The 21,488-nt window shown below is 40.7% G+C and carries 21 protein-coding genes; 13 read left to right on the forward strand and 8 right to left on the reverse strand.

Annotated features, from left to right (window positions below):
- Window positions 1-17: 17 nt before the first annotated feature.
- The gene (locus EXM22_RS03415; RefSeq protein WP_149485161.1) at window positions 18-1,079 is read right to left on the reverse strand and encodes an efflux RND transporter periplasmic adaptor subunit; all 1,062 of its coding nucleotides are present in this window, start codon (window positions 1,077-1,079) and stop codon (window positions 18-20) included.
- Window positions 1,080-1,363: 284 nt separating this feature from the next.
- Between EXM22_RS03415 and EXM22_RS03420 the strand changes: the two genes are divergently transcribed.
- Window positions 1,364-2,056: a response regulator transcription factor gene (locus EXM22_RS03420; protein ID WP_149485162.1), complete on the forward strand. Its 693-nt coding sequence runs from the start codon at window positions 1,364-1,366 to the stop codon at window positions 2,054-2,056.
- Window positions 2,053-3,417: a HAMP domain-containing sensor histidine kinase gene (locus tag EXM22_RS03425; protein ID WP_149485163.1), complete on the forward strand. Its 1,365-nt coding sequence runs from the start codon at window positions 2,053-2,055 to the stop codon at window positions 3,415-3,417. The genes EXM22_RS03420 and EXM22_RS03425 overlap by 4 nt, the downstream gene beginning before the upstream one ends.
- Window positions 3,418-3,464: 47 nt before the next feature.
- Here the strand turns inward: EXM22_RS03425 and EXM22_RS03430 are convergent, their stop codons facing one another.
- The 4 genes from EXM22_RS03430 to arsB all read right to left on the reverse strand — a co-directional run bounded on the left by EXM22_RS03430 (window position 3,465) and on the right by arsB (window position 8,310).
- Entirely contained in the window at window positions 3,465-4,664 is a 1,200-nt protein-coding gene (locus EXM22_RS03430; RefSeq protein WP_149485164.1) for an MFS transporter, read from the reverse strand.
- Window positions 4,665-4,815: 151 nt separating this feature from the next.
- A complete protein-coding gene (gene radC, locus EXM22_RS03435) occupies window positions 4,816-5,496 on the reverse strand; it encodes a RadC family protein (protein ID WP_246157073.1) in 681 nt (226 codons plus the stop codon).
- Between the two features lie 121 nt (window positions 5,497-5,617).
- Entirely contained in the window at window positions 5,618-7,258 is a 1,641-nt protein-coding gene (locus tag EXM22_RS03440) for an FAD-dependent oxidoreductase (protein ID WP_149485165.1), read from the reverse strand.
- Window positions 7,255-8,310 carry an ACR3 family arsenite efflux transporter gene (arsB, locus tag EXM22_RS03445; protein WP_149485166.1) on the reverse strand — a complete coding sequence of 352 codons (1,056 nt, stop codon included), beginning with the start codon at window positions 8,308-8,310 and terminating at the stop codon, window positions 7,255-7,257. Before arsB ends, EXM22_RS03440 begins: the two co-directional genes overlap by 4 nt.
- Before the next feature lie 101 nt (window positions 8,311-8,411).
- Here arsB and EXM22_RS03450 point away from each other — a divergent pair, with 101 nt between their 5' ends.
- Window positions 8,412-8,759, forward strand: coding sequence for an ArsR/SmtB family transcription factor (locus EXM22_RS03450; RefSeq protein WP_149485167.1), 348 nt, complete (start codon window positions 8,412-8,414; stop codon window positions 8,757-8,759).
- 1 nt (window position 8,760) lies between these two features.
- On the opposite strand, the gene EXM22_RS03455 is transcribed toward EXM22_RS03450, so the two are convergent.
- Window positions 8,761-9,078, reverse strand: coding sequence for an ArsR/SmtB family transcription factor (locus EXM22_RS03455; RefSeq protein WP_149485168.1), 318 nt, complete (start codon window positions 9,076-9,078; stop codon window positions 8,761-8,763).
- A 101-nt stretch (window positions 9,079-9,179) separates the two neighbouring features.
- Here EXM22_RS03455 and EXM22_RS03460 point away from each other — a divergent pair, with 101 nt between their 5' ends.
- The 7 genes from EXM22_RS03460 to EXM22_RS03485 all read left to right on the forward strand — a co-directional run bounded on the left by EXM22_RS03460 (window position 9,180) and on the right by EXM22_RS03485 (window position 15,424).
- Window positions 9,180-9,419 (forward strand): thioredoxin family protein, encoded by a 240-nt coding sequence (locus tag EXM22_RS03460; protein ID WP_149485169.1) that lies wholly within the window; start codon window positions 9,180-9,182, stop codon window positions 9,417-9,419.
- Window positions 9,419-9,559: a hypothetical protein gene (locus EXM22_RS18195; RefSeq protein WP_168203318.1), complete on the forward strand. Its 141-nt coding sequence runs from the start codon at window positions 9,419-9,421 to the stop codon at window positions 9,557-9,559. Before EXM22_RS03460 ends, EXM22_RS18195 begins: the two co-directional genes overlap by 1 nt.
- Window positions 9,552-10,739: a permease gene (locus tag EXM22_RS03465; protein WP_149485170.1), complete on the forward strand. Its 1,188-nt coding sequence runs from the start codon at window positions 9,552-9,554 to the stop codon at window positions 10,737-10,739. Before EXM22_RS18195 ends, EXM22_RS03465 begins: the two co-directional genes overlap by 8 nt.
- Complete coding sequence (locus EXM22_RS03470) at window positions 10,736-11,131, forward strand: thioredoxin family protein (RefSeq protein WP_149485171.1); 396 nt, start codon at window positions 10,736-10,738, stop codon at window positions 11,129-11,131. The genes EXM22_RS03465 and EXM22_RS03470 overlap by 4 nt, the downstream gene beginning before the upstream one ends.
- On the forward strand, window positions 11,128-11,832 hold the full coding sequence (locus EXM22_RS03475; protein WP_149485172.1) for a cytochrome c biogenesis CcdA family protein: 705 nt from the start codon (window positions 11,128-11,130) through the stop codon (window positions 11,830-11,832). The genes EXM22_RS03470 and EXM22_RS03475 overlap by 4 nt, the downstream gene beginning before the upstream one ends.
- Before the next feature lie 9 nt (window positions 11,833-11,841).
- On the forward strand, window positions 11,842-13,017 hold the full coding sequence (locus EXM22_RS03480) for an MFS transporter (RefSeq protein WP_149485173.1): 1,176 nt from the start codon (window positions 11,842-11,844) through the stop codon (window positions 13,015-13,017).
- Between the two features lie 355 nt (window positions 13,018-13,372).
- Window positions 13,373-15,424, forward strand: a complete 2,052-nt coding sequence (locus EXM22_RS03485; RefSeq protein WP_168203319.1) for a hybrid sensor histidine kinase/response regulator — start codon at window positions 13,373-13,375, stop codon at window positions 15,422-15,424.
- Between the two features lie 8 nt (window positions 15,425-15,432).
- On the opposite strand, the gene EXM22_RS03490 is transcribed toward EXM22_RS03485, so the two are convergent.
- Window positions 15,433-15,891: an SRPBCC family protein gene (locus tag EXM22_RS03490; RefSeq protein WP_149485175.1), complete on the reverse strand. Its 459-nt coding sequence runs from the start codon at window positions 15,889-15,891 to the stop codon at window positions 15,433-15,435.
- A gap of 142 nt (window positions 15,892-16,033) precedes the next feature.
- On the opposite strand from EXM22_RS03490, the gene EXM22_RS03495 reads away from it, so the two are divergent.
- Genes EXM22_RS03495 through EXM22_RS03505 form a run of 3 tightly spaced genes read left to right on the forward strand, consistent with a single transcriptional unit; the run spans window position 16,034 to window position 20,285 of the window.
- The gene (locus tag EXM22_RS03495) at window positions 16,034-18,229 is read left to right on the forward strand and encodes an efflux RND transporter permease subunit (protein ID WP_149485176.1); all 2,196 of its coding nucleotides are present in this window, start codon (window positions 16,034-16,036) and stop codon (window positions 18,227-18,229) included.
- Window positions 18,222-18,998, forward strand: a complete 777-nt coding sequence (locus EXM22_RS03500; protein WP_149485177.1) for an outer membrane lipoprotein-sorting protein — start codon at window positions 18,222-18,224, stop codon at window positions 18,996-18,998. The genes EXM22_RS03495 and EXM22_RS03500 overlap by 8 nt, the downstream gene beginning before the upstream one ends.
- Before the next feature lie 9 nt (window positions 18,999-19,007).
- The gene (locus EXM22_RS03505) at window positions 19,008-20,285 is read left to right on the forward strand and encodes a hypothetical protein (RefSeq protein WP_149485178.1); all 1,278 of its coding nucleotides are present in this window, start codon (window positions 19,008-19,010) and stop codon (window positions 20,283-20,285) included.
- 40 nt (window positions 20,286-20,325) lie between these two features.
- Here EXM22_RS03505 and EXM22_RS03510 read toward each other — a convergent pair whose 3' ends face one another.
- Complete coding sequence (locus tag EXM22_RS03510; protein WP_149485179.1) at window positions 20,326-21,426, reverse strand: GGDEF domain-containing protein; 1,101 nt, start codon at window positions 21,424-21,426, stop codon at window positions 20,326-20,328.
- Window positions 21,427-21,488 lie beyond the last annotated feature (62 nt).

Genomic DNA, 21,488 nt, shown 5'->3' on the forward strand with positions numbered 1-21,488 from the left:
GAAATGGATCTGTCTGACTATTCTTGGAGAACCACTTGTCCTGAGTTTTCTTCAACGACGAGGAGGAGTGATTCGTCTTTCACAAGATTTACTCCCTGGCTAATAAGCTTGTCTTTAGGAGATAAACCGGAAAGGACTTCATAATACATCCCCTGTCTTAATCCTGTCTGGATGATCTGCTTCTTTGCATAACCATCTTGATCCAGATAAACAAACCATTCATTCTGATTCTTAAGAATCTCATTTCTGTGAACAACAAGGGCATTGGGAATCAGCATCGTTTCAATATTGACATTGGCAGTCACACCGCTGGGAACCGCGTGCTCAACATTGCTGAATTTTACATGCACGGCAAAGGCTTTCTGTTCACTATCCATAGCCAGATCTACCTGTGTCACTATGCCGCTCAGACTCAATCCTTCCCAGTTTGCAGTGGCTCTTTGTCCCTTGGCTATCTGTCTGATTTCGTGATCGGATACCCAGACAATTGTTGTCAATTCATCATAGTTGGAGACAGTAAAGAGTTGATCTCCGGCTCGTACATTATCAGAGGCTTTAATATTTAATCTGGTGATATAACCCGAAATAGGAGCCTTCACTTCCAGCATGTCGTTTACGGCAATCCAATTGGCTTTCTGAACCTCATACTGTGTTTTTGTATCATCATAGGTTTGTCTGGATATACCGTTACTATTGTAAAGATTTTCAATCCTTTTAAATGCCTGTTCGGCAGCGTTATACCCGGCTTGGGCCTGATAGTAGTTCGAGGCAGGATTATTCTTGGGAAATCGAATGATCGCCTGATCCTTATGAACATAGTCTCCCACACTGACAAGGATTTCTTCCACCGTATCGGATACCATGGATGAACCAGTAGACTCTTTGATACCCTTGAGAGAAGAGGTAAAACTCAAGTAAGTTGAAAAATCCTGGGGATTCACAACTCTTATGTTTACAGGTATTCCATTTTCTTTATGGATTTCTTCAATATTCTTAAGGACTTCCTGGTCCTGTTTCTGACAGGATACTATTGATAGGATCAATAACATGATCCCCGAAAAAGCGATACATTTTTTCATTCAAAAACCTCTTTAACCTATAATTAAATGTGCTCCTCAGGGTAGATTTCCCGAGAAATCAGTCATTCGTGTATTCATTCAAGTAAGATCAAAAATCTTCACTTCTTTTAAAATGTAATGATTTTGATGAGAACAGTATAGTTTATGGAACTAGAACAAATCTGAACAAGTTGTTCTTATTTGTTCCCTTAGAGTTCCTGTTCATTTACTTTTTTTTATGGGAAAATATGAAAGAAAGTCATTAAAATCCCCAATTGTATAGAACATTATATGAGGGTAAGCCATTGAAAGCTAGAATTCTGTTAATAGAAGATGAAAAAGATATTGCCGACATCATTATGCTTTACTTGAGAAAGGATGGCATGGAGACCCTATGGAAAGACACGGGAGAATCAGGATTTGATTCTTTTATTGAAGGGAGTTTCGATCTCATAGTTCTGGATATAAACCTTCCAGGAATGGATGGATATGAAATCTTAAGGAAAATCCGTCAAAAAAGCCAAATCCCCGTCATTATTGTTTCCGCCCGCCAGGAGGATGTAGATTTGATCCAGGGTTTTGGAACGGGGGCCGATGACTATGTAACAAAACCCTTCAGTCCCAGTGTGCTTGTGGCTCGAATCCGTGCTCATTTGAGACGGCATGAAGAGACTCATAGCGATGAGTCTCCTTTGTGCGAATTTGGTGATTTTAAATTGGATATAAACAGACAAATTCTGACTCAAAATGAAAAGATCGTCAATCTCTCACCCCGCGAGATGGATCTCCTTGTTTTTTTAATCAAACAGCCTGGAGTCGCCGTCTCTCAGGAAGATTTGTTTCATAGTGTGTGGGGGAACCATTTTGGCGATATGAGTACTGTTTCGGTCCATATAAGGAGGCTCCGTAATAAATTAGGTGAAGATTCCACTAATCCACGGTATATAAGAACACGTTACGGTTATGGGTATTATTTTCAGGGAGATGGGATTCATTGAAGAAGAAATGCAGAAAACTCATGAGCTGGAGAATGATCATTTTGAATCTGATCCTTCCTATCAATCTGGTCATTCTCATCTTTATCCTATTTATTCAGATCTGGTACCTCCAATTTAACACGGATGAACGGGGTCTCCAGGCAAAAAGATTCCTGGCCAAACCCTTGCTCGAAATTGTCAGTGGGAATCAGGATGAAAGGAATATCCCGCTCTGGTTAACATCTGTCGTTCTTGAGGATGGTAGGGTCTTATACCCTTTTACAAATACGCATTTGATGGTTCCCGATTCCTTTCCAGAGGGATTTAAAATTCAGGATTATTTCATCACACTCATTACAGCCATCGAGAGCGATATCAGTATTACCAGCTTCGTCTATAAGGGACAAAGAGGCATTTGCACCTTTGACATTGATCTTTTGCCTAGTCATTATAAAATACTTCAAAAGCCTAGGTATCTTTTCAATCTATTTCTGGTCTCTACTTTGATCTTCCTTTTGGGAGCAGGCATCATGTATAAGCTGAAAAAGGAAATCATGGAGCTTATAAAGGCCTCTAACCGATTGAAGAACATGGATTTTAACACTCCTCTTGTGGCTAAAAAAGAAAATGAACTCTTTTCTGTGTTCAATGCCTTTGAAGAGATGCGTCTGGAGCTAAACAACACTAGGCATCTGGGTATTAACTTCATGATGTCCGTAACACATGATTTAAAAACACCACTAACATCCATAAGAGGATATCTTGAAGCCTTTAAGGATGGTCTTGTGGAAAATCCAGAAGATGCCGCAGATATCATCAATATTCTGTTAGGAAAAACCGGATTATTAGAAGAGAGGATTGATGAGATGCTTGATTTCTCTCAGGTCATTACGGTCCAATCGGATGTTGTAAATGAAATATTCTCAGTCAAAGAATGGATTGATGGCCTCATTCAGTACTTCAATGAAGAATCGATTCTGTACAATAAGAATTTATCTGTCTTAGAAGACTATCCCGAGGAATTGAAAATATCCGGTAGTTCAAAACAGCTGAACCGTGCCATCATCAACCTTTATGATAATGCCTGTAAGCATACGGCTGTAAATGACTCAATAAGGTTCAGTGTGGCTTATGAGGCCCCCCAGGGACTTATCAGAATTCGAATGGAAGACAATGGTCCAGGGGTTTTAGAAGAGGATAGAAAACGGATTTTTGAACTATTCTATAAAAAAGATCATGGCCGTAATTCCCGGGGGATGGGGATTGGTTTATCCTCAGTTAAATTTGTAGCTGAAGTGCATTATGGCTCTGTCGCTTGCCATGAATCCGATCTGGGTGGGGCCTGTTTCGAGGTTATTTTACCGGTGTTTCAGGATTCATAAAAGTAAGAATTTCCAATTTTCGATTCTAAATGGGGGAGGATCTATTCTTACTTCTTTTTGAAATGCAGGGGCTCGGCTACGAGAAAACCCATGATTGCCGCACCGGCGAATCCAATTGTTCCAATCCCTAAAGCCGCGGCGCCCAGGCTCAGAGTTGCAGCCACGGCACTTACGACAAAAGGGCCTCCTGTTGTACCCAAGTCCACAATAAAACGCCAGACTCCGATAAACTCTCCAGGATTTTTAGAGGGGGCAAAATCAGTGCTCAATGTCATGTTTATTCCACTGCCAAGGCCGTTTCCTATTCCGGCAATTACAACAATCAGGATCATCCCCGCAAAAGAAGCAGCCATGGGAAAAAGCATTAAGCTGAGTGAGACTAAAACAAGGCTGGGAACAGCAGTCATTTTTCTTCCCCAGTGATCCATGATGATTCCCGCAGGATAAAAGAGGACGAGTTCTGCTGCATACATAATTCCAACAGCAATCCCTATTTGAGAAACAGTGAGACCTATGGATTCACCAACAAGGGGTACAATGGCCTGTCGGGCAGTACGCAGCAATTGGAGGACAATCACAGCCAGTCCTGCTGTTGAAAATATAAGGCGGTTCTCCTTGAGAATCACCGTAGTCCTTGAAAGTGCTCTCTCAGTACTTGAGAGAATACCAGAGCTTTCCGATTTGGGGAGCCAGATAAGGAGAAAAACAAGACTCAGGTAGATGGATAAGGCAAAGAGCCAGAAGGCAAAACTATACCCCCAGTTCTGGGCAATAAAACCGCCTATTATGGGTCCGATAAAGCTTCCCATACGATTTCCGCCACCAAGAAAGGCTAATGCCCGTCCTCGTGATGCGGAGGGGACCAGTGCCCGAAAATAGGAGAGACGAGACACAAAAAATACAGTATGCACAGTTCCAAGGAGAAATATGAGAATTCCGAAACTCCATAGCTCTCTGCTGAATCCAAGTATCACAGCCAGGGTAGCTTCCAGGAAGGTTGATATCAGAATTACCTTCCGATTACCAAAACGAGTAATTAAAAATCCAGCCGGGATATTGAGTAAAAGATTGCCTAAACCAAATAAACCAATAATAAAACTTGTTATTGAAATAGATGCTCCCAAATTCCGTGCATAAAGGGCTAGGATGGGTAATACCATTCCGGAACCAATAAACATAAAAGCCGATGGCACATAAAATGGAAGAATCAGACTCCTGAATTGGAATTCTCCCGAATTATTAGTCAAAAGATTCTCCTTTGGATTCTATATAACCAGAGTCCAAAAATTCTAAAAAGGAATGATGAATCTTAACATGATTTCATAGTTTTATTGATTTTTTTGAAAAATAAGACTGTTTTCCAAGGCTTAAAGAGAATCTGAAAAATAACTACCTTTCTTAAATTTTGTTTTCTTCCAGAAAACTGTAGTATCCCTTATGGGAAAAGATGACATGATCAAGCAGTTCAATCCCCAGAAGTACACCCGCCTTTTGCAGTCTATAAGTAATATCCCGGTCTTCTTTGCTTGGTTCAAGATTCCCTGACGGGTGGTTATGGGCAACCACAAGACTGGCACTCCGCAACTCGATTGCGGTGCTGAATATTTCACGGGGATGTATGATCGTACGATTTAAGATTCCCTTAGATACGGTTGTAATATCAATCACCTCATGGGCTCCATTGAGACAAATGCTGAAAAAATACTCCTGCTGTCTATCGCCATAATGTGACAGGAGTGGATAAATATCAGCAGGAGACATGATTTTTCTGTTCCGGGGACTGTAAATGCGTCGGGAGAGTTCCATGGAGGCTGCCAGTAGGGTTGCTTTTGCGGGTCCAATCCCTTCAATTGATAGGAAATCGTCGGCTTCCAGAACTATGTTTGACTCATCTGTTAACTTCAGAACCTGGGAAGCAATTTTTTCAACTGGATTTTTTTTACTTCCGCTGCCGATCAATATAGCCATGAGCTCTATGTCTGAGAGTGACTCGGCACCTCTGTCCCTGAGTTTTTCCCGCGGTCTGTCAAATACAGACATGGCGGAAATTTTTGTCAGCCTATATGTTTTCATACCCATAACTACTGCTCTTAACCGATTGAAAATTCAAGTTTTTAAAAGCAGAATGGAAAAGTATATTCCTATATCTTCAGTAAAATTCCGGTAGCAGCTTTGATTCGAGAATAATAGAAATTCTTTTTTACCCCCTGTAGGTTTTGAAAATTTTGTAATTTTTATAACCTCCTGAAATATTATAAACCTCATTAAATCTTGAATTCAGCAGTAAATTCTGAGCTGTGTTGCCTGAAACACCCTTGTTGCAGTGTGTGATGGTTGGCCTGTTTTTTTCCAGACGATGGAGGTTCTCTCTCAGCTTTGCCAAGGGTATATTCTCTGCACCCTCAATAGAGCCTCTTTCAAAATCTTTGGATGAACGAACATCAATAATCTGATACTCACTTTCATGTCCCAGGAGTTGTTCAGGTGTCACGATTTTTCTGTTCCGGTAAATGGCATTGCTTAATATCATACCCGTATACATGACAGGATCTTTTGTTGACGACAGCGGAGGAGCATAGGATAAATCCAGGTGAAATAAGTCATCCACAGTCGCCCCGAAAGTCATGGCTGTAACAAATACATCAAGCCTTTTATCGACCCCTTTTTCGCCAATGATCTGAACACCAAGCAGTTTGCCCGTTTTTCTGTCGGCCAGGGCCTTGATAATCATTTCCCTTGACTCCGGTAGGTATTTGCTCTGGTTTTCTTTGATATTGTGAATGATTTCTACATCCATACCTGTCTTTTCGGATTCAAAGTGGGTCAAACCCGTTAGGCCGATATATAGATCGAAAAATTTAACGATTCCAGTGCCTAGTACTCCTCTAAATGCGAGGTCTCCACCGCTCAAGCTGTCCCCAGCTATCCTGCCCATTTTGTTTGCTGTAGATCCCATGGGCCTAAACATGGGATTGCCAGTGGATACCGACCAGACTTCTGCACAATCACCAACAGCCTTGATATGCTTTATGGATGTGTTCATCTTTTCATCGATCTGAATAGCCCCTGATTTCCCTAAGGCAATTCCCGCCGAGAGGGCTAAGCTGGTCTCTGCCTTGACACCCGCTGCAATAATGACCAGATCAGCTGGATAAATATTCCCGGATTTTGTACTCACCCTGGTTTTTTCGATTCTTTCCACCAACTCACCAAGAGCGTATTGAAGCTTGTTTTTTACACAGTAGTCTTCTATCCATGGGCTCATGTCATCATCAATCAAGGGCATTAAGCTTGTTTTAGCTTCCACCAGACGAGTTGAAATCCCCCTTTTTATAAGGTTTTCAAAAATTTCCAGCCCAATGAAGCCCGCACCTATGACAAGAGCATTAGAGACCGTCGTTTTTTCTAGATACTTTTCAAGAGACAGGGTGTCTTCCATTGTTTTAACAGTAAAAACATGTTCCTGATCTATCCCTTTTATGGGTGGAATCACAGCCTGGCTGCCTGTGGCAAGGACCAGTTCGTCGTAGTGATCCGTAAAAGTCGCTCCCTTATCAAGATTTTTGACTTCAATGGATCTAGATTCAGCTGAGAGACTGATGACCTCATGCCCTGTTTTGATATCAATCTGGAAGCGTTTTGCAAACCATTTGGGATCTCTTGGAACAAGGTCTTGTGCACTTATCTCATCCCGACCTATAAGATAGGGCATGCCACAAGTTGAATAGGATATGAACTGTCCCTTTTCATAGATGATGATTTCACATTTTTCATCGTTTCTTCTGAGTTTTGCGGCAACAGATGTTCCCGCAGCAACTCCACCGATTATGATGATTCTCATGCTGTTTTCGTCTTTTCCTGCGGGAATTTGGTCTTCATGGATTTGGCAATTCTGACAAGACTCAGCATCACAGGAACTTCAACCAGAACACCAACTACTGTTGTTAAGGTGGCACCAGAAGATAATCCAAAAAGGCTGATGGCAACGGCAACGGCCAGCTCAAAGAAATTGGAAGCGCCTATCATTCCAGAGGGAGCAGCAACTTGATAGGGGACTTTCCAGAGTTTAGACCAGCCGAATCCTAAGAAAAAGATGAAGTAGGTTTGAATGATCAAGGGTATGGCAATCAATACAATTGCCACGGGATTTGCAAGTATGGTTTCACCCTGAAATGAAAAGATGATGACCAGGGTCAGGAGCAATCCTGCCTCGGTGATGCCTTCAAACTTTTTGCAAAAGACATTCTCAAACCAATCCATATTGTGCTTTTTCAGGAGTATTGTACGGGTAATGAAACCGGCAGATAATGGAATGACAACAAAAAGGATGACAGAGAGGAAGAGGGTATCCATGGGAACCTGAACATTGCTTACACCCAAGAGAAGAGCGACAATGGGAGCAAATGCAAAAAGGATAATCAGGTCATTCACGGCAACCTGAACGACTGTATATCCGGGATCCCCATCGGAGAGATAACTCCAGACAAACACCATGGCGGTACAGGGTGCGGCACCCAGTAGTACGGCTCCGGCGATATAATCAGTTCCCAGAGACTCTGGGATGAAGCTTCTAAACACGACTTTGATGAAGAACCAGGAAATAAGGTACATTGTAAATGGTTTTATAAGCCAATTGATCACAAGGGTGATGACAAGGCCCTTAGGTTTTTTACCTGCATTGACAATGCTCTTAAAATCTACTTTCAGCATCATGGGGTAGATCATCAACCATATCAGAATGGCTACGGGAATGGAAACGCGGGCATATTCCATTTTTCCGAGGATTTCCGGTACCCGGGGAAACAAGACGCCCAAGGCGACACCTAAAACAATACATACACCTACCCACAGGGTCAGGTATTTAGCAAAAAAGCCTATTTTTTTCTCAATCATTTAGTTCTCCAATGAACGATTTATATTGGTAATTTGGCAAAAGAACCAAATAGAGTCAAGTAGATATTGACGAATTCGAGAAAAATCATCACATTCATCTTATGAATTATGAACAACAAAAAAATCTGGCAGCCTCAAGAGCAAGGGTCATTAAGGCTCTTGCCCATCCAACCCGGATATTCATGGTGGAGCTCCTGACAAAAGAGAATCTTTCTGTGGGAGATCTGACTCAGGCTGTAGGAGCCGATGTGTCAACAGTCTCCAAGCACCTGTCACTCTTGAAGCAGGCGGGTATTCTGATTGATAATAAAGAAGGGAATCGGGTTCTTTACTCCTTGTTCTGCCCCTGCATCATGGAATTTATACACTGTATCGACGATGTTATATATCAGGATGCAGAAAAAGGCCTGTCTTGTGTGCTTCCGGGAAAAAACAATTCAAAAAGATAAATTACAATCCCAGCTGTTTTTTTCTATTGTTTAAAACAGTTCCTTCTGCACAGGAGGCCAGTTCCAGAACACAGGGAGCTGTTAGAGTGTACTCTACTTGAGTCCCTGTTTTTATATCATCCACTAAACCGGCATCTTTGAGTTGAGAAAGATGTTTGGATGCAGCAGATTTCTGAATTCCTGCTTCGGCAGCCAATTCACAGACACACCATGATCTTTCTTTTAATTTTTCCAGAAAGAAAATCCGCATAGGATGTGCCAAAGCCTTGAACATGTGTGCCCGTCTGTTAATCCGTATCTTATCCTCTTCATTTAACATACATATAATGTTTCAAAAAATGGAAACTTTGTCAAGAAAGACTTGACTCTTTTGTTTCATAGTTTCAAAATACAGAAACAAAGAATATATAGGAGTTTACCATGATAGTACAGATTTTAGGTTCCGGATGTCCAAAATGCAAATTGCTCGAAGCTAAAGCCAGAGAGGCCATTGCCACTATGGGGATAGATGCTGAGGTTGTTAAAATATCCGAAATGGAAGAAATCATGAATATGGGTGTGATGATGACCCCCGCTTTGGCCATTGATGGTGATGTTAAATCAACTGGCAAAGTCCTGTCTGCTGAGCAGATCATTGAGAAAATCAAGGAGTCTGTATAATGGCCTGCTACTGTGGTTGTGATAAAAAGGTCAAGCTCCTTTATTCATGCCACGGTTCAAGCAATACAGAAGTATCACAACATAGAGTTGACCGGGTCGCCTGGGAGATTCTGGATAAAGACGAGGTTTATAATGGCTAAAAAAGAGATGTCTCCAAACAAGGCGCTGGGAATAACAGCCTTGATTTTTCTGGGAGCTTATTTTATTCCCTTTGCTTCTCCTGAGATTGCCAGGGCCATACAGGAAGCATTTCTAATGCTCTCAGATTATGCCAGGCAGCATGTACTACTCTGCCTTGTTCCAGCTATGTTTATAGCCGGTGCTATCACTATCTTTCTGAATCAGCAGGCCGTCATCAGGTATCTTGGCCCCAAAGCTCCCAAGCTTGTTTCCTATGGTGTTGCTTCTGTTTCAGGTGCCATACTGGCCGTCTGCTCCTGCACAGTCCTGCCTCTGTTTAAAGGAATTTATAAAAAAGGTGCCGGACTGGGGCCGGCAGTTAGTTTTTTGTATTCAGGACCGGCTATTAATATTCTGGCTATTGTTCTTTCCTATAAAATATTTGGATGGAAGCTGGGCCTTGCCCGTATGATCGGAGCCATATTATTTGCCATCGTCATAGGTCTTTTTATGCACCTGATTTTCAAAAAAGAAGATGAAGAGCGCTTATCCGATGAAAGAATGTTCAAATATCAGGAGTCGGGAGATGAAAAATCTTTGGGAAAGATGGCTCTGTATATGTTTTCAATGATAGGAATCCTGGTTTTCATCAACTGGGCAAACTCTGACGGAGGAAGCCCTGTATGGGATGCTATCTATCGGAGTAAGTACTGGATTACCGGATTCTTTGCTATTTTACTTCTTTTTTCACTGCTTAAATGGTTTTCTAAAGATGAAATGAAAATGTGGGTCACTGAGACAAGGGACTTCTCCCTGCAGATTTTCCCCTATCTGTTTTTTGGAGTTCTCATTGCAGGATTTCTGTTAGGAAGACCGGGACATGACGCCCTTATTCCTACAAAATGGGTTGCTTCTCTGGTGGGCGGGAACTCTATTATATCGAATTTCATTGCAGCAATTTCCGGGGCATTCATGTATTTTGCCACACTTACGGAAGTTCCCATACTTCAGGGGCTCATCGGAGCCGGAATGGGGCAGGGGCCGGCTCTGGCTCTCCTTCTGGCCGGACCTTCTTTATCATTACCCTCCATGCTCGTTATTGGAAGTGAACTGGGTCTTAAAAAGACCGCCGTCTACGTCACCCTTGTGGTTATTCTATCCACTGTTGCTGGCTTGCTCTTCGGTGGTATCATAGGATGAAAAGACTGATTTTCCTTCCTTTTATCCTTTTGATGATTCTTGTGTCATGCACAGAGAAGAGCTCTTCTGAATCTTCTACAACGCTTAAGCCATCAAGTGAGAGTGAAAAGGTTACTTTTATTGAACTGGGCTCTGTTAACTGCATTCCCTGTCAGGCTATGGTTCCAATAATGGAGCAAATGGAAGAAGAGCTTGGGAATCAGGTGGAGGTCCTTTTTTATGATGTTTGGACAGAGGAAGGAAAACCGTATGCCCAGCAGTATGGTATAAGAGTGATTCCAACTCAAATTTTCCTTGATAAAAGTGGTAATGAATATTTCAGGCATGAGGGGTTCTTTGCCATTGAAGAAGTTTATCCTGTTCTTGAAAAGGGCGGTGTGACTCTGCCATGAATGAAATTGTTCAGTATCTAAATCAGAGTTTTTATACATTTTCAGTGGTTTCGATAGGGGCTAGTCTGGTTTGGGGTATTCTGAGTGTGTTTCTCAGCCCCTGCCATGTGGCTTCAATCCCGCTGGTTATCGGTTATATAAATAACAGTAAGAAACCGGACCTCAAAGGGGCATTCAAACTCTCCTTATTATTTGGTTTAGGAATTTTGCTGATGATACTTCTTATGGGTATTATTACTGGTTTTCTAGGAAGAATCCTGGGAGATGTAGGGACTCCTCTCATGGTCCTTGTGTATATATTTCTGACTCTCTGTGGAATTTGGCTTTTAGACCTTCCTTTTGGGAGATCTCTGAATCTACCATTTCTTCAGAAAGGCCTGAAGGCCGAAGGGATGGGAGCTTTTTCTCTGGGCTTTTTATATGGACTCGTATTAGGGCCGTGTAGTTTTGCATTTTTAGCTCCTATGATCGGGTTTGTCTTTTCTCAATCCATGAGTCAACTCTGGTTTGGAATTGCCCTATTCTTTTTTTATGGCATTGGCCATACCCTGGCCATTGTCGTCGCAGGAACTTTTGGAAATAAAATTGTCAACAGACTTGAATCGGGAAATTTTAGAAATGCATCTTTGTGGATTAAACGAATATGCGGGATTTTTATTATCGTATATTCTATATTTAAGATCATTGAGTTAAATATTTAAAAGGAAATTATGAAAGATAAAAGAAATAAAATGCTTCTAACCTTGGGGATGTTGGCATTTCTGACAAATGGGGATAACTACGCGGCAGCTCCTCTGTTATTGAGGATTTCACAGGATTTAGGGCTTGAATTACAACAGGCAGCCTTGTCTGTGACGGCGTATATGCTTTCATTTGGTTTATTCACACTATTTTTTGGACCTTTATCTGATAGATTTGGGAAAGTTAAAATCATACGTATCGCGGCTCTGGGGACGGCCCTTTTCAGTATTTTCGGAGGTTTTGCTTATAATCTGCCTACTTTGATTGTATTCCGAGCCTTTAATGGTGCATTCGGTGCCGGCATATTTCCAGTAACCCTGGCCTTGGTGGGCCAATCCTATGGAGATGAGGAGCGCCAGGGAGCCATTGGTAAGGTCATGGGACTCATGTTTCTAGGGGGAGCCACGGCAACGGCCCTGGGTGGAATTATCTCCTTTTTTGGTTCCTGGAGAATGGTCTATATCATCTATGGCATCGGAGAGCTGATTATTGCGGCTGTCATCTTTAAAACCCTGGAAGTTGACGAAAAAGTTGTGAATAAACTGAGTTTCCTGAAAGCTTATAAGGCCCCATTATCAAATTACCGCTTTATGAGAATTGTCATTGTTATGTTTTTTGTAGGTTTTACTGTATTTGGCAGTTTTACCTATTCGGGAAAACTCCTCCAAAATCTCACAGGATTTACGGTTCTTCAAGTGGGCATGATCCTTTCGTTCTTTGGATTGGGCACCGTTTTGGGAGGCCGTATTGCGCCAAAAGCCAAGAGTCTTCTTAAACACGGTTTTCTTGTGACCGCGGGGATTCTTGGATTTTCGGCTCTCCATATTCTATCTGCCATGAGCAATGTATACCTTCTTTGTATCGCCCTTTTCGGTTTTGGAATGGCCTTTATTTTCCTCCAGTCTACTCTAATCTCTACCGCTCAGGCAAAATTGCCTAAAATGCGAGGTACGGCCATGTCCCTGGCATCATTCAACATGTTTGTTGGAGGTGCTATTGGTACGGCCGTAAATGGAAAGATTCTGGCAGTCAGCGGAATCAATTCTATTTTCTTTTATGCATCTTTTATCATTCTTGTCGTTGGTCTTGTTGCAGCTGTGTTTATTGCCCGTTTTGAGATGAGGAAAAAATTGGCAAGATCCTAGTCTTTTCGAGGGCTTGGTCAGTCCTAAAGGCTGGTTGAGCTCATGATTCAATGTTAAAACCAAAGTAGAACTGACTTTTCCTTTTTAGTGAGCTATACTAATAAGTAGAGGTAAGTACTGGTTGAATAATATTATGCAGGGATCGTCTCTTTTCACATTTATTACACCTCTGGCTTATTGGGCATTGGTGTTTGCCTGGCTGTATATATTTACTTTTTATCTGAGAAGGGTCAGGAAAAAAGCCCATCATTTTGACCGATTACTGCGAACCCTATTTATCATACTTAGCATAGATGCCTTCCGAACTTTATTTGAAAGCATATATTTTGGTATACGCTCAACTTCCGAATTAGGTTTGATCGACAGTAAATTTTATAATTTTTTAATACGCCCTGAAATTGTTTTTATTCCCAAGAGTATCAATCTCGTCGCCGCCATCACTGTTATCGTCATTTTGATACGGAAATGGATTCCCCAGGAAAGTAGAAGACTAAACCGCATCATAAATAAGATGAGTAACAGCGAATTGATCATTGATCAGATTCCAATTTCCATCGTAATTACAGATCTTGATGGCAATATTGAGTTTGCTAATGATAAATTTGTTACTCTCACAGGGTATACACTGGATGAAGTCATGGGTGAGAATCCCCGTATTCTCAAGGGTTCAGAAGCAACCATCACTGATTATGAAGAGCTATGGACAACCGTTGTAAATGGTGATAAATGGACTGGTGTCTTTTATAATAAAAAGAAGAATGGTGAATACTATTGGGAAGACGCCATTATTACACCCCTGTCTGATGAAGACGGTAATATTGTTAATTATCTTGCAATAAAAGAAGATATTACAGAAAAGGTTCTACAGGATAATGAGATAGAAATGCTTCTTTCTGCCATAGAGCAATCCAGTGATTCAGTAGAAATCCTGGACATAGAGGGTAATCTTCAGTATGTCAATAATACCTTTACCAAGAGAACCGGGTACACAAAAGAAGAAGTCATTGGCAAAAACCCATTGGATCTTTTCTCAAGTGATAAAACTGATAATAGAGCCGTATATGATGAGTTGTGGGATACCCTTCATTCCGGGAATGCCTGGATTGGCAGGTTCACAAACAAAAACAAAGATGGCAGTTTTATTGTGGAAGAAGTCAGCGTCTCTCCCGTGTTGGATCAGTTTGGAAAAGTAAGGAGTTATTCTTCAGTTAAGAGGAATATAACTAAACAAATTCAATTAGAAGAGGAGCATCGTCAGATCAAAGATCAGCTTTATCATTCTCAAAAACTGGAAGCTGTCGGACAGCTTGCTGGAGGTGTTGCCCATGACTTTAACAACATCCTTAACGGAGTTATTTCGGCGGTGACCCTTCTTGAGAATAAAGAAACTGACCTAGATGCCCAAAGTCAGAGTTATTTAAATATGATCATGACTTCCACAAAGAGAGCTTCTGTTTTGGCATCCAATTTATTGACTGTGAGCAGAAGGGGCAGGTCTGAATGTGTCTACTTTCATATCAAGGATATCCTTCTTGAAACAACCAGTATTCTCGAAATATCCGTCAATAATAAGATTAGAATTACGACACGGTTTAATGCTCATAACGACATGGTCCATGCCGATCAATCGGGATTTCAAAACGTCCTGCTCAACCTGGGACTCAATGCCAGCCATGCCATAAATTCTCAGTATGGAACTATCGATTTTATTGTAAGCAATATTTTCCTTGATGAGGTTTACTGCAGTACCAGTTCTTTTGTAATCGAACCAGGGGAGTATTGTAAGATCATTGTCAAAGATTCGGGCACTGGCATTGATGATGATATCCTTCCTAATATTTTTGATGCTTTTTTCACAACAAAGATTGATGGTAAGGGAACTGGATTAGGGCTTTCATCTACCATGCGGTATATCCAAGATCATGGTGGTGAAATAACTGTGACAAGCCGAATTGGCCATGGTACTGAGTTTTGTATTTTACTACCCTGTAGCGACGATACAAAGGATCTAGAAACTAAGGCTGATCGTTCTGTTCCCTCTGGTTCTGAAACCATCCTTCTGGTGGATGATGAAGATTTTAACAGGGACTTAGGAAGGGATATTCTGGAATCTATCGGTTACCAGGTCATAGTTGCGGCAGATGGGATGGAAGCTGTTCAAATATTCTCTGAAAATCAGGATCGAATTGATCTGGTAGTGCTGGATATGGTCATGCCGGGAATGGATGGCAGTGCTGCCTTTATGAAAATAAAAGAAATTGATTCAGAAGCTAAGATAATCATTACATCCGGATATTTAGAAGCTGAAAAGATTGAAAATTTGAGAGCTCATGGTTTGGAATTCATGATTTCTAAGCCCTATGAGATTGCCGAATTCAGCCAATTAATCCGAAATATATTGAAGTAGAGTAGGACTTAAAGACTGGAGCTCTGTTTTTCAACGGCGGCCTTTATATCCGTCAAATCTTCTTTAAAGGCTTTTTTAGTTGCTCCTGCAAATAAGAAAAACATTATAGACAATAACTTTGCCCCAAGAGTGATAGATTCTGAGAAAAAGTTCATGCTTAGTTCTGTCATACCATCCTTCTCATTGAGCACGAAATTGCTGATGTAGATGGCACCGTGGCTTTCGGCTCTGGTGGAATAAGATTCGTACTCTTTTACATCCGTTATCCACATGGTTTCTACCGCTGATTTACCATATAAAATCCTCGTCTCTTTCCATTTTAGCCCCTTTAAGGAATTTTCTGTTTGGTCCAATATTTCAACTTTTTCAATGCCCCTGATAAAATTAGAAGAGTTCTTTATGTCAGAAATGACATTCCAAACATTTTCTTTTGTTCCATTTATAATTATTTTCTCTTGGATTTTCATTTATTAGTCTCTCCTAATTCAAAGGATAGTATATTCTTATGGAAATTTCATGTTTAAAACCAAAATATGCAACCTCCGTATTAACAGATATCTCATCAAAGTATATTGGAATACTCGTGAATTATCGATTAAGTTTTGAATTATGAAATCATCGATCTACCTCCTGATCATAGGACTTTTGACCTTGGCTTTCTTCTTTTTCTCACCTCAACAGAAGTCTGGAGTGGGGGAGGTTTATGCGGAAAAAGATGGGGAAATCATGGTTCCCCAGAAAAATGTAGCCATAGTCACTCTGGAGCTTTCAAAGTCTGGTTTGAACTTTATAAATCCAAAAGATATTCTTCGATTGGGTGGCTTGCAAAAAGATTTTTCATCCATGAAAAATGTTGCTAAGATTGAGTCCATTCTCAATGCTTCAAGGGTTATCTCTGAAAGGGATGATATCCTCGTGTCCAGAGCTATTCCAACAGATCCCCAGCTTATCAGTGAGTCTTATCTTAAGAAATTGAGTCAGGAAATTCCGGAGTATCCGGAGCTTACACCCTTTATCAGTAAAGATCTGAGTACCATCCTCTTTTATATCTACTACAGCAATGCTGCGGATCCAAGAGAGATCCATTTGGAACTGCAACAATTGCAGCAGAAATGGAAAAATGATATTTCCTTTGATTTTACTGGACAATCTCCCATTATTGCTGAAACCGAGTTGCTACTCACAAAGGATATTGCCCTGTTCCTGCCGATTCTTTTCGTCATGATTATCCTGATCCTTTCATTATTTAGAAGTGTTGGGGCCGTTTTATCTTCTTTGCTCATGATTTTGGTTTCCATGATATTTGCCTATGGATTTGTCAAGTTTATAGGTATTCAGGACAGTCCTCTTGTACTGTTGATACCCGTATTTAGCATCGGACTACTCAGTGATTATTTTATTCACTATTTTTATCACCGGTTTCATACCCCTCAGGGACAATTGCATAAGAGTTTACGTAGAGTTCTTCTTTTCCCACTTAGCCTCACGGCACTTTCTACGATCACAGGGTTTCTGTCTCTCAGTCTGATTAATGGATCGGGACATCTGCAGCTCGGGTTAATCATGGCCGTAGCCGTGATTATCACATGGACTTCGGTTTTCCTGTGGATCGATTCATTAAAATTTACCAGGGTTAAAAACAATGTTTTTTCAGGGTTTCAAAAGGCTCAGGGGCGTCTTTTCGTTCTCATTGCAAAGTACAGAATCCTACTTTTTCTTATTATCTTTTGCGGTGTCATCTGGGGGGGTAGCCAACTTTTTAATCTGTCAATTGAACCTTATCCCATTGAGCAACTTCCGGCAAACAGTACGATAAAAAAAGCGGATCGAATAATCAATCAGGATTTTTATGGAACACTTCCTTTCTTTCTTGAAGTGGATACAGGGGAGATCAATGGACTCCTTAAAAAGGAAACCCTTTTAAAGCTCAATGATATACACCGTGAGATGGAGGATAACAATGTAGGTTATGCTTTTTCATTGCTATCAGTTCTCAAACGCATGAACTATTATTTTATGGGCTCGGAAGAATCTTTTTTGAGCAGCACTGAATTTGATGATGTGTATGATGCCTTGATTGAACAATACCTATTGTACTATTCATCCAGTGTTGATCCCCTGGAATATGAATCACTCCTTGATAATTCATATCGGTATTTCTCTATAAAAGGTCTTATGTACTATCATGACCATGAAGACTTGACCCGCTTTATGACCCTTATGGAGGATATAAGATCAAATCTTCCTGATGGATGGACCCTGGCCAATCACGGGATGGCCGCTCAGTTAGAAGTAGAACAGACTCATTTGAGAAACAATTGGGTCCTTTCGTTTTTGAGTGGAAGTCTTCTTATTTTCTTAACAGTATTGATTTATTACCGAAAAATTGGACTGGCTGTTTTGAGTCTCCTTCCCGGGGTGGTGAGTATGATTTTTTCTTTCGGACTTATCAGTATATCAGGAATCAGCATTGATGCCTTTTCGATTATCTTTGTGGCTATAATCAGCGGTTTGGTCATCGATTACAGTATCCATACTCTAATCGCTCTGGATCAGATTCAGGAGATACAGAGCCTGTCTCAGGGATTTTCAAAGGTCATAGGATACAGTGGTATACCCATTTTTCTGAGTTTTATAACATCTGTTTTGTCCTTTTCTGTTTTATTTCTTTCTTCATTCAGTGGTGCAAGAATTCTTGGTTTTTTACTTCTGAGTTCTTTGATTCTTTCTTTCACAATGAGCCTTTACTTGATTCCCTTGATAATTTTGCCTTTACGATTAAAAAAGGAGATAAGAAATGCGTAGAGTTTTTATTTTGTTTTTATTCATAACCATGACTGCTCTGTCTGTTCAGGCACAGAGCGCGCAGGAAATTTTGGATAGCTTTTCAAAATCATTAGCCATTCCTACCATTCAGGGGGCTTTTCAGGTTCAATTGATCGCTAAAAATGGCGATACCCGGGAAATTCAGGCCCGTGTGTACCAGCACAGCGTTGATGAGTTTCAAAGTGACCGGCTGTTTCTCTTTGATTTTCCTCCCACTGTCCGGGGAACAGGACTCCTGATGAATGCTTTTTTTGATGGAAGAGATAACAATATGTGGATCTATCTTCCAGCAGTTAAGAGAATTAAGCGTATATCCCTCAATGATTCAGGAGGGGGGTATTTTATGGGAAGCGACTTTACCTATAACGATCTTATTAGTAACTCCTATGACAAATTGGAATTTGAAAGGTTAGAGGACAAGGTTCTCAATGGACAGGATTGTTATGTAATAAAGGCCTGGGGATCTTCTCTCCAAGACCGTCAGGAACATGGGTACGGCTACACTCTTTCATATCATCGTAAAGATAATTACCTCATGATTAAGAGGGAATACTTTGACTTTGAGGGTCAATTATTAAAGGTGTATGCCACAGGCCAGTTTCTTGATATGAGTCCCTATATCTATCCCACTGAGATCTCAATGGAAAATGTTCAAACTGGACATAAATCAATATTAACTGTCACAGATATCAGCACAGAGGACATTCCTCAGCGATATTTTACTCCACGATTTCTGCAGAATAATTAGGGTTATATCATGATACGGCGATTCTTAGTTCTTCTTGTTTTTTGTTTCAACATGACGATTCCTGTATTTTCACTGGATTTCCAGTTTGTGTCGTTCATGGACTACTACGGAGGAATAGAACCCAGTGAGGGGTATGATCATCTGCGTAATAGGATTTTTATCAGTCCAAAAGTCACAGGTTTCAGTAACGATGGACATCTGGAATGGCAGGTTTCAGGCCAATTCTGGTATCAGACAATGGAAGACCCCGAATGGATAGATCCTTGGGATATTCTTGGAGAATCATTTCTATTTCTTCAAAGTGATAATTTTGATGTGACTGTAGGACAAAAGGTCATTAGCTATGGTTTCTCCGATCTCTACGGCCCTTTGAATGTCTTGCATAGCACGCACAGAACGACCTTGAGTGTTGATGATCCCTATGATAGCCGGCGTCCAGATCCTTTGATCCAGATACGGTATTTTCCAGACTATACCAGTAGTTTTGAATTGACATATATCCCAGTGACACGGCCTGATATAGAGAATCAGAATACTATTGCCCTGACAGAAACAAATGACCTGGTTCAGTGGAGTGATGAACCATTCCTGTTGGAGAATCTTCACTCAGTATTTCTAAACTATAGCCGCTATGGGGAACTCTTTGATCTACAGCTTTTCTATGGTTTCTATACAGAACATACCCCCGATTTTAATATTCTAGAGGTGAATTCTGAGGTTTCAACGGTCATACGTCCGGTCTATCATAAAAAGCATACCCTGGGAGCGGCCTATTCTACAGGAATAGGGCATTCAACACTCTCTCAGGATTTAGCTCTAAACCTGGCTCATGATCTTGATGGCAGTGATCTGGGAGGGCAGAACTCGGATATTACCCTCAATTCCCAGCTTCTCATGAATCTTCCCGGTAATATTCTTAGTCAGTTTTCTTTTGTCTATTCTTATATAATCAATTATGAGGAAGATCCTTCTGGTGTTGATGCAGATGCTGCAGAATATCTGTCTGAGGAGATTCAGTCATTTCATAATCAACCCTATGAGCATTTAGCCTTTATGGTGGGGCATTTTGAAAGATCTTTTTTAAGAGAGAAACTCAAGTCCCAGATCAACATTGCTTTTTTCTTTTCACCGGATATTCTTTTAACACCCCGTCTCAGCTATGCATTGAACGACTACTGGAATCTTGATACTGGAGCAGATATTACACTGGGTGAGCCCTCAGATTTGGATCTTCGACGCAATCCAGGGAATGACAACTTTTATATACGATTGGTTTGGCGCTACTAAAGATCGTTTTGAGTTCAAAAAAAGAAAATAGTCTTCCAATTCAGGAACATTCATGATTGAAGGAGGTTGTCCGGTTCCGTCCATTTTTTTTAGATTCATAGAGTGCTTCATCCGCTTTTTTTAAGAGACTGTTTTCGTTTTCATCTTCTAAGAAATTATACGTGGCAACACCCAGGCTTATGGTAATCTTGAGGACGTCTTCCTGATAAGGGGTCTCCATCTGTTCTATCGCTTTTCGAATCCTTTCTGAAGCTTCCCAACCTTCTTGACAATCTGCATAAGGCAAAAGGATGGTGAACTCTTCACCGCCAAACCGTGAGAGTATGTCTCCTTCTCTAATGGACTTCTTCAAGATTTTGGATACTTGGAGGATGACTTCATCTCCCGCAAGGTGTCCATAGCTGTCATTGAAATATTTAAAATTATCAATATCTATAACAAGGATAGAAAAATGCCTTTTTATACGCTTAGCCCGGGCAATCTGTTCATTGACCCGATGGATGAAAAAATTATGATTATAGAGTCCTGTTTTTGGATCTTTTACAGAATGCTCATAGTGAATAGTATTCTGAATTCCAATGGACGTAAAATTCATGAGCCTGTCAATATAGGATATTTCCTGTGGTTTATAATCTTCTCCCAAAACTTTTGCACTAAATAGAATCATGCCATACAGACCGGAAATACCCAGTACAGGAACAACAATCTCGGGTTTATAGGACAAGAAGGGATCTAGATAATTGGTCTCGGCAAATTCATTTTCAAGCAAATCGAATCTGATTGTCTGCTGATTCGTTCTGAAAAATCGTTCAAATGGTTCAAGGGAATATATCTCTATGGTTTCGTTGGTAATCTTCATATTCCGACAGATGATCGTTTTTATTTTGTTGACCATTATTCCTTCATTCAGAATAAAAACCATATTCGAGGGAATAAACTTTTCTGCCAGGTAATGAATGATCAGTTCTATGAGTTCATCGACTGATTCCTGACGGAATATTTCCTTTGCCTCCTGCAGGAGTTCTTCAAGGGCTTTGTTCATATCTCGGGTTTCTTCTATATAATCCAGAACACCCGAATCCTTAAAGAGCTCATAATGGCTCAGAATCTTTGGATCCTTTGATAAATTTTCCCATCGCATAGAAAGTAAGTATAAGAGATTATCAAATTTTTAATGATACCTTTACGGTATAAAAGCTGTTT

Source organism: Oceanispirochaeta crateris (assembly GCF_008329965.1).
Classification (GTDB): Bacteria; Spirochaetota; Spirochaetia; order DSM-2461; family DSM-2461; genus Oceanispirochaeta; species Oceanispirochaeta crateris.

Bases quoted from the DNA above. Each gene is read 5' to 3' on its own strand.
- EXM22_RS03415 (WP_149485161.1), bottom strand. From the start codon at position 1,079: ATGAAAAAATGTATCGCTTTTTCGGGGATCATGTTATTGATCCTATCA.
- radC (WP_246157073.1), bottom strand. From the start codon at position 5,496: ATGGGTATGAAAACATATAGGCTGACAAAAATTTCCGCCATGTCTGTA.
- EXM22_RS03440 (WP_149485165.1), bottom strand. From the start codon at position 7,258: ATGAGAATCATCATAATCGGTGGAGTTGCTGCGGGAACATCTGTTGCC.
- arsB (WP_149485166.1), bottom strand. From the start codon at position 8,310: ATGATTGAGAAAAAAATAGGCTTTTTTGCTAAATACCTGACCCTGTGG.
- EXM22_RS03450 (WP_149485167.1), top strand. From the start codon at position 8,412: ATGAATTATGAACAACAAAAAAATCTGGCAGCCTCAAGAGCAAGGGTC.
- EXM22_RS03455 (WP_149485168.1), bottom strand. From the start codon at position 9,078: ATGTTAAATGAAGAGGATAAGATACGGATTAACAGACGGGCACACATG.
- EXM22_RS03460 (WP_149485169.1), top strand. From the start codon at position 9,180: ATGATAGTACAGATTTTAGGTTCCGGATGTCCAAAATGCAAATTGCTC.
- EXM22_RS18195 (WP_168203318.1), top strand. From the start codon at position 9,419: ATGGCCTGCTACTGTGGTTGTGATAAAAAGGTCAAGCTCCTTTATTCA.
- EXM22_RS03465 (WP_149485170.1), top strand. From the start codon at position 9,552: ATGGCTAAAAAAGAGATGTCTCCAAACAAGGCGCTGGGAATAACAGCC.
- EXM22_RS03470 (WP_149485171.1), top strand. From the start codon at position 10,736: ATGAAAAGACTGATTTTCCTTCCTTTTATCCTTTTGATGATTCTTGTG.
- EXM22_RS03475 (WP_149485172.1), top strand. From the start codon at position 11,128: ATGAATGAAATTGTTCAGTATCTAAATCAGAGTTTTTATACATTTTCA.
- EXM22_RS03480 (WP_149485173.1), top strand. From the start codon at position 11,842: ATGAAAGATAAAAGAAATAAAATGCTTCTAACCTTGGGGATGTTGGCA.
- EXM22_RS03490 (WP_149485175.1), bottom strand. From the start codon at position 15,891: ATGAAAATCCAAGAGAAAATAATTATAAATGGAACAAAAGAAAATGTT.
- EXM22_RS03495 (WP_149485176.1), top strand. From the start codon at position 16,034: ATGAAATCATCGATCTACCTCCTGATCATAGGACTTTTGACCTTGGCT.
- EXM22_RS03500 (WP_149485177.1), top strand. From the start codon at position 18,222: ATGCGTAGAGTTTTTATTTTGTTTTTATTCATAACCATGACTGCTCTG.
- EXM22_RS03505 (WP_149485178.1), top strand. From the start codon at position 19,008: ATGATACGGCGATTCTTAGTTCTTCTTGTTTTTTGTTTCAACATGACG.
- EXM22_RS03510 (WP_149485179.1), bottom strand. From the start codon at position 21,426: ATGCGATGGGAAAATTTATCAAAGGATCCAAAGATTCTGAGCCATTAT.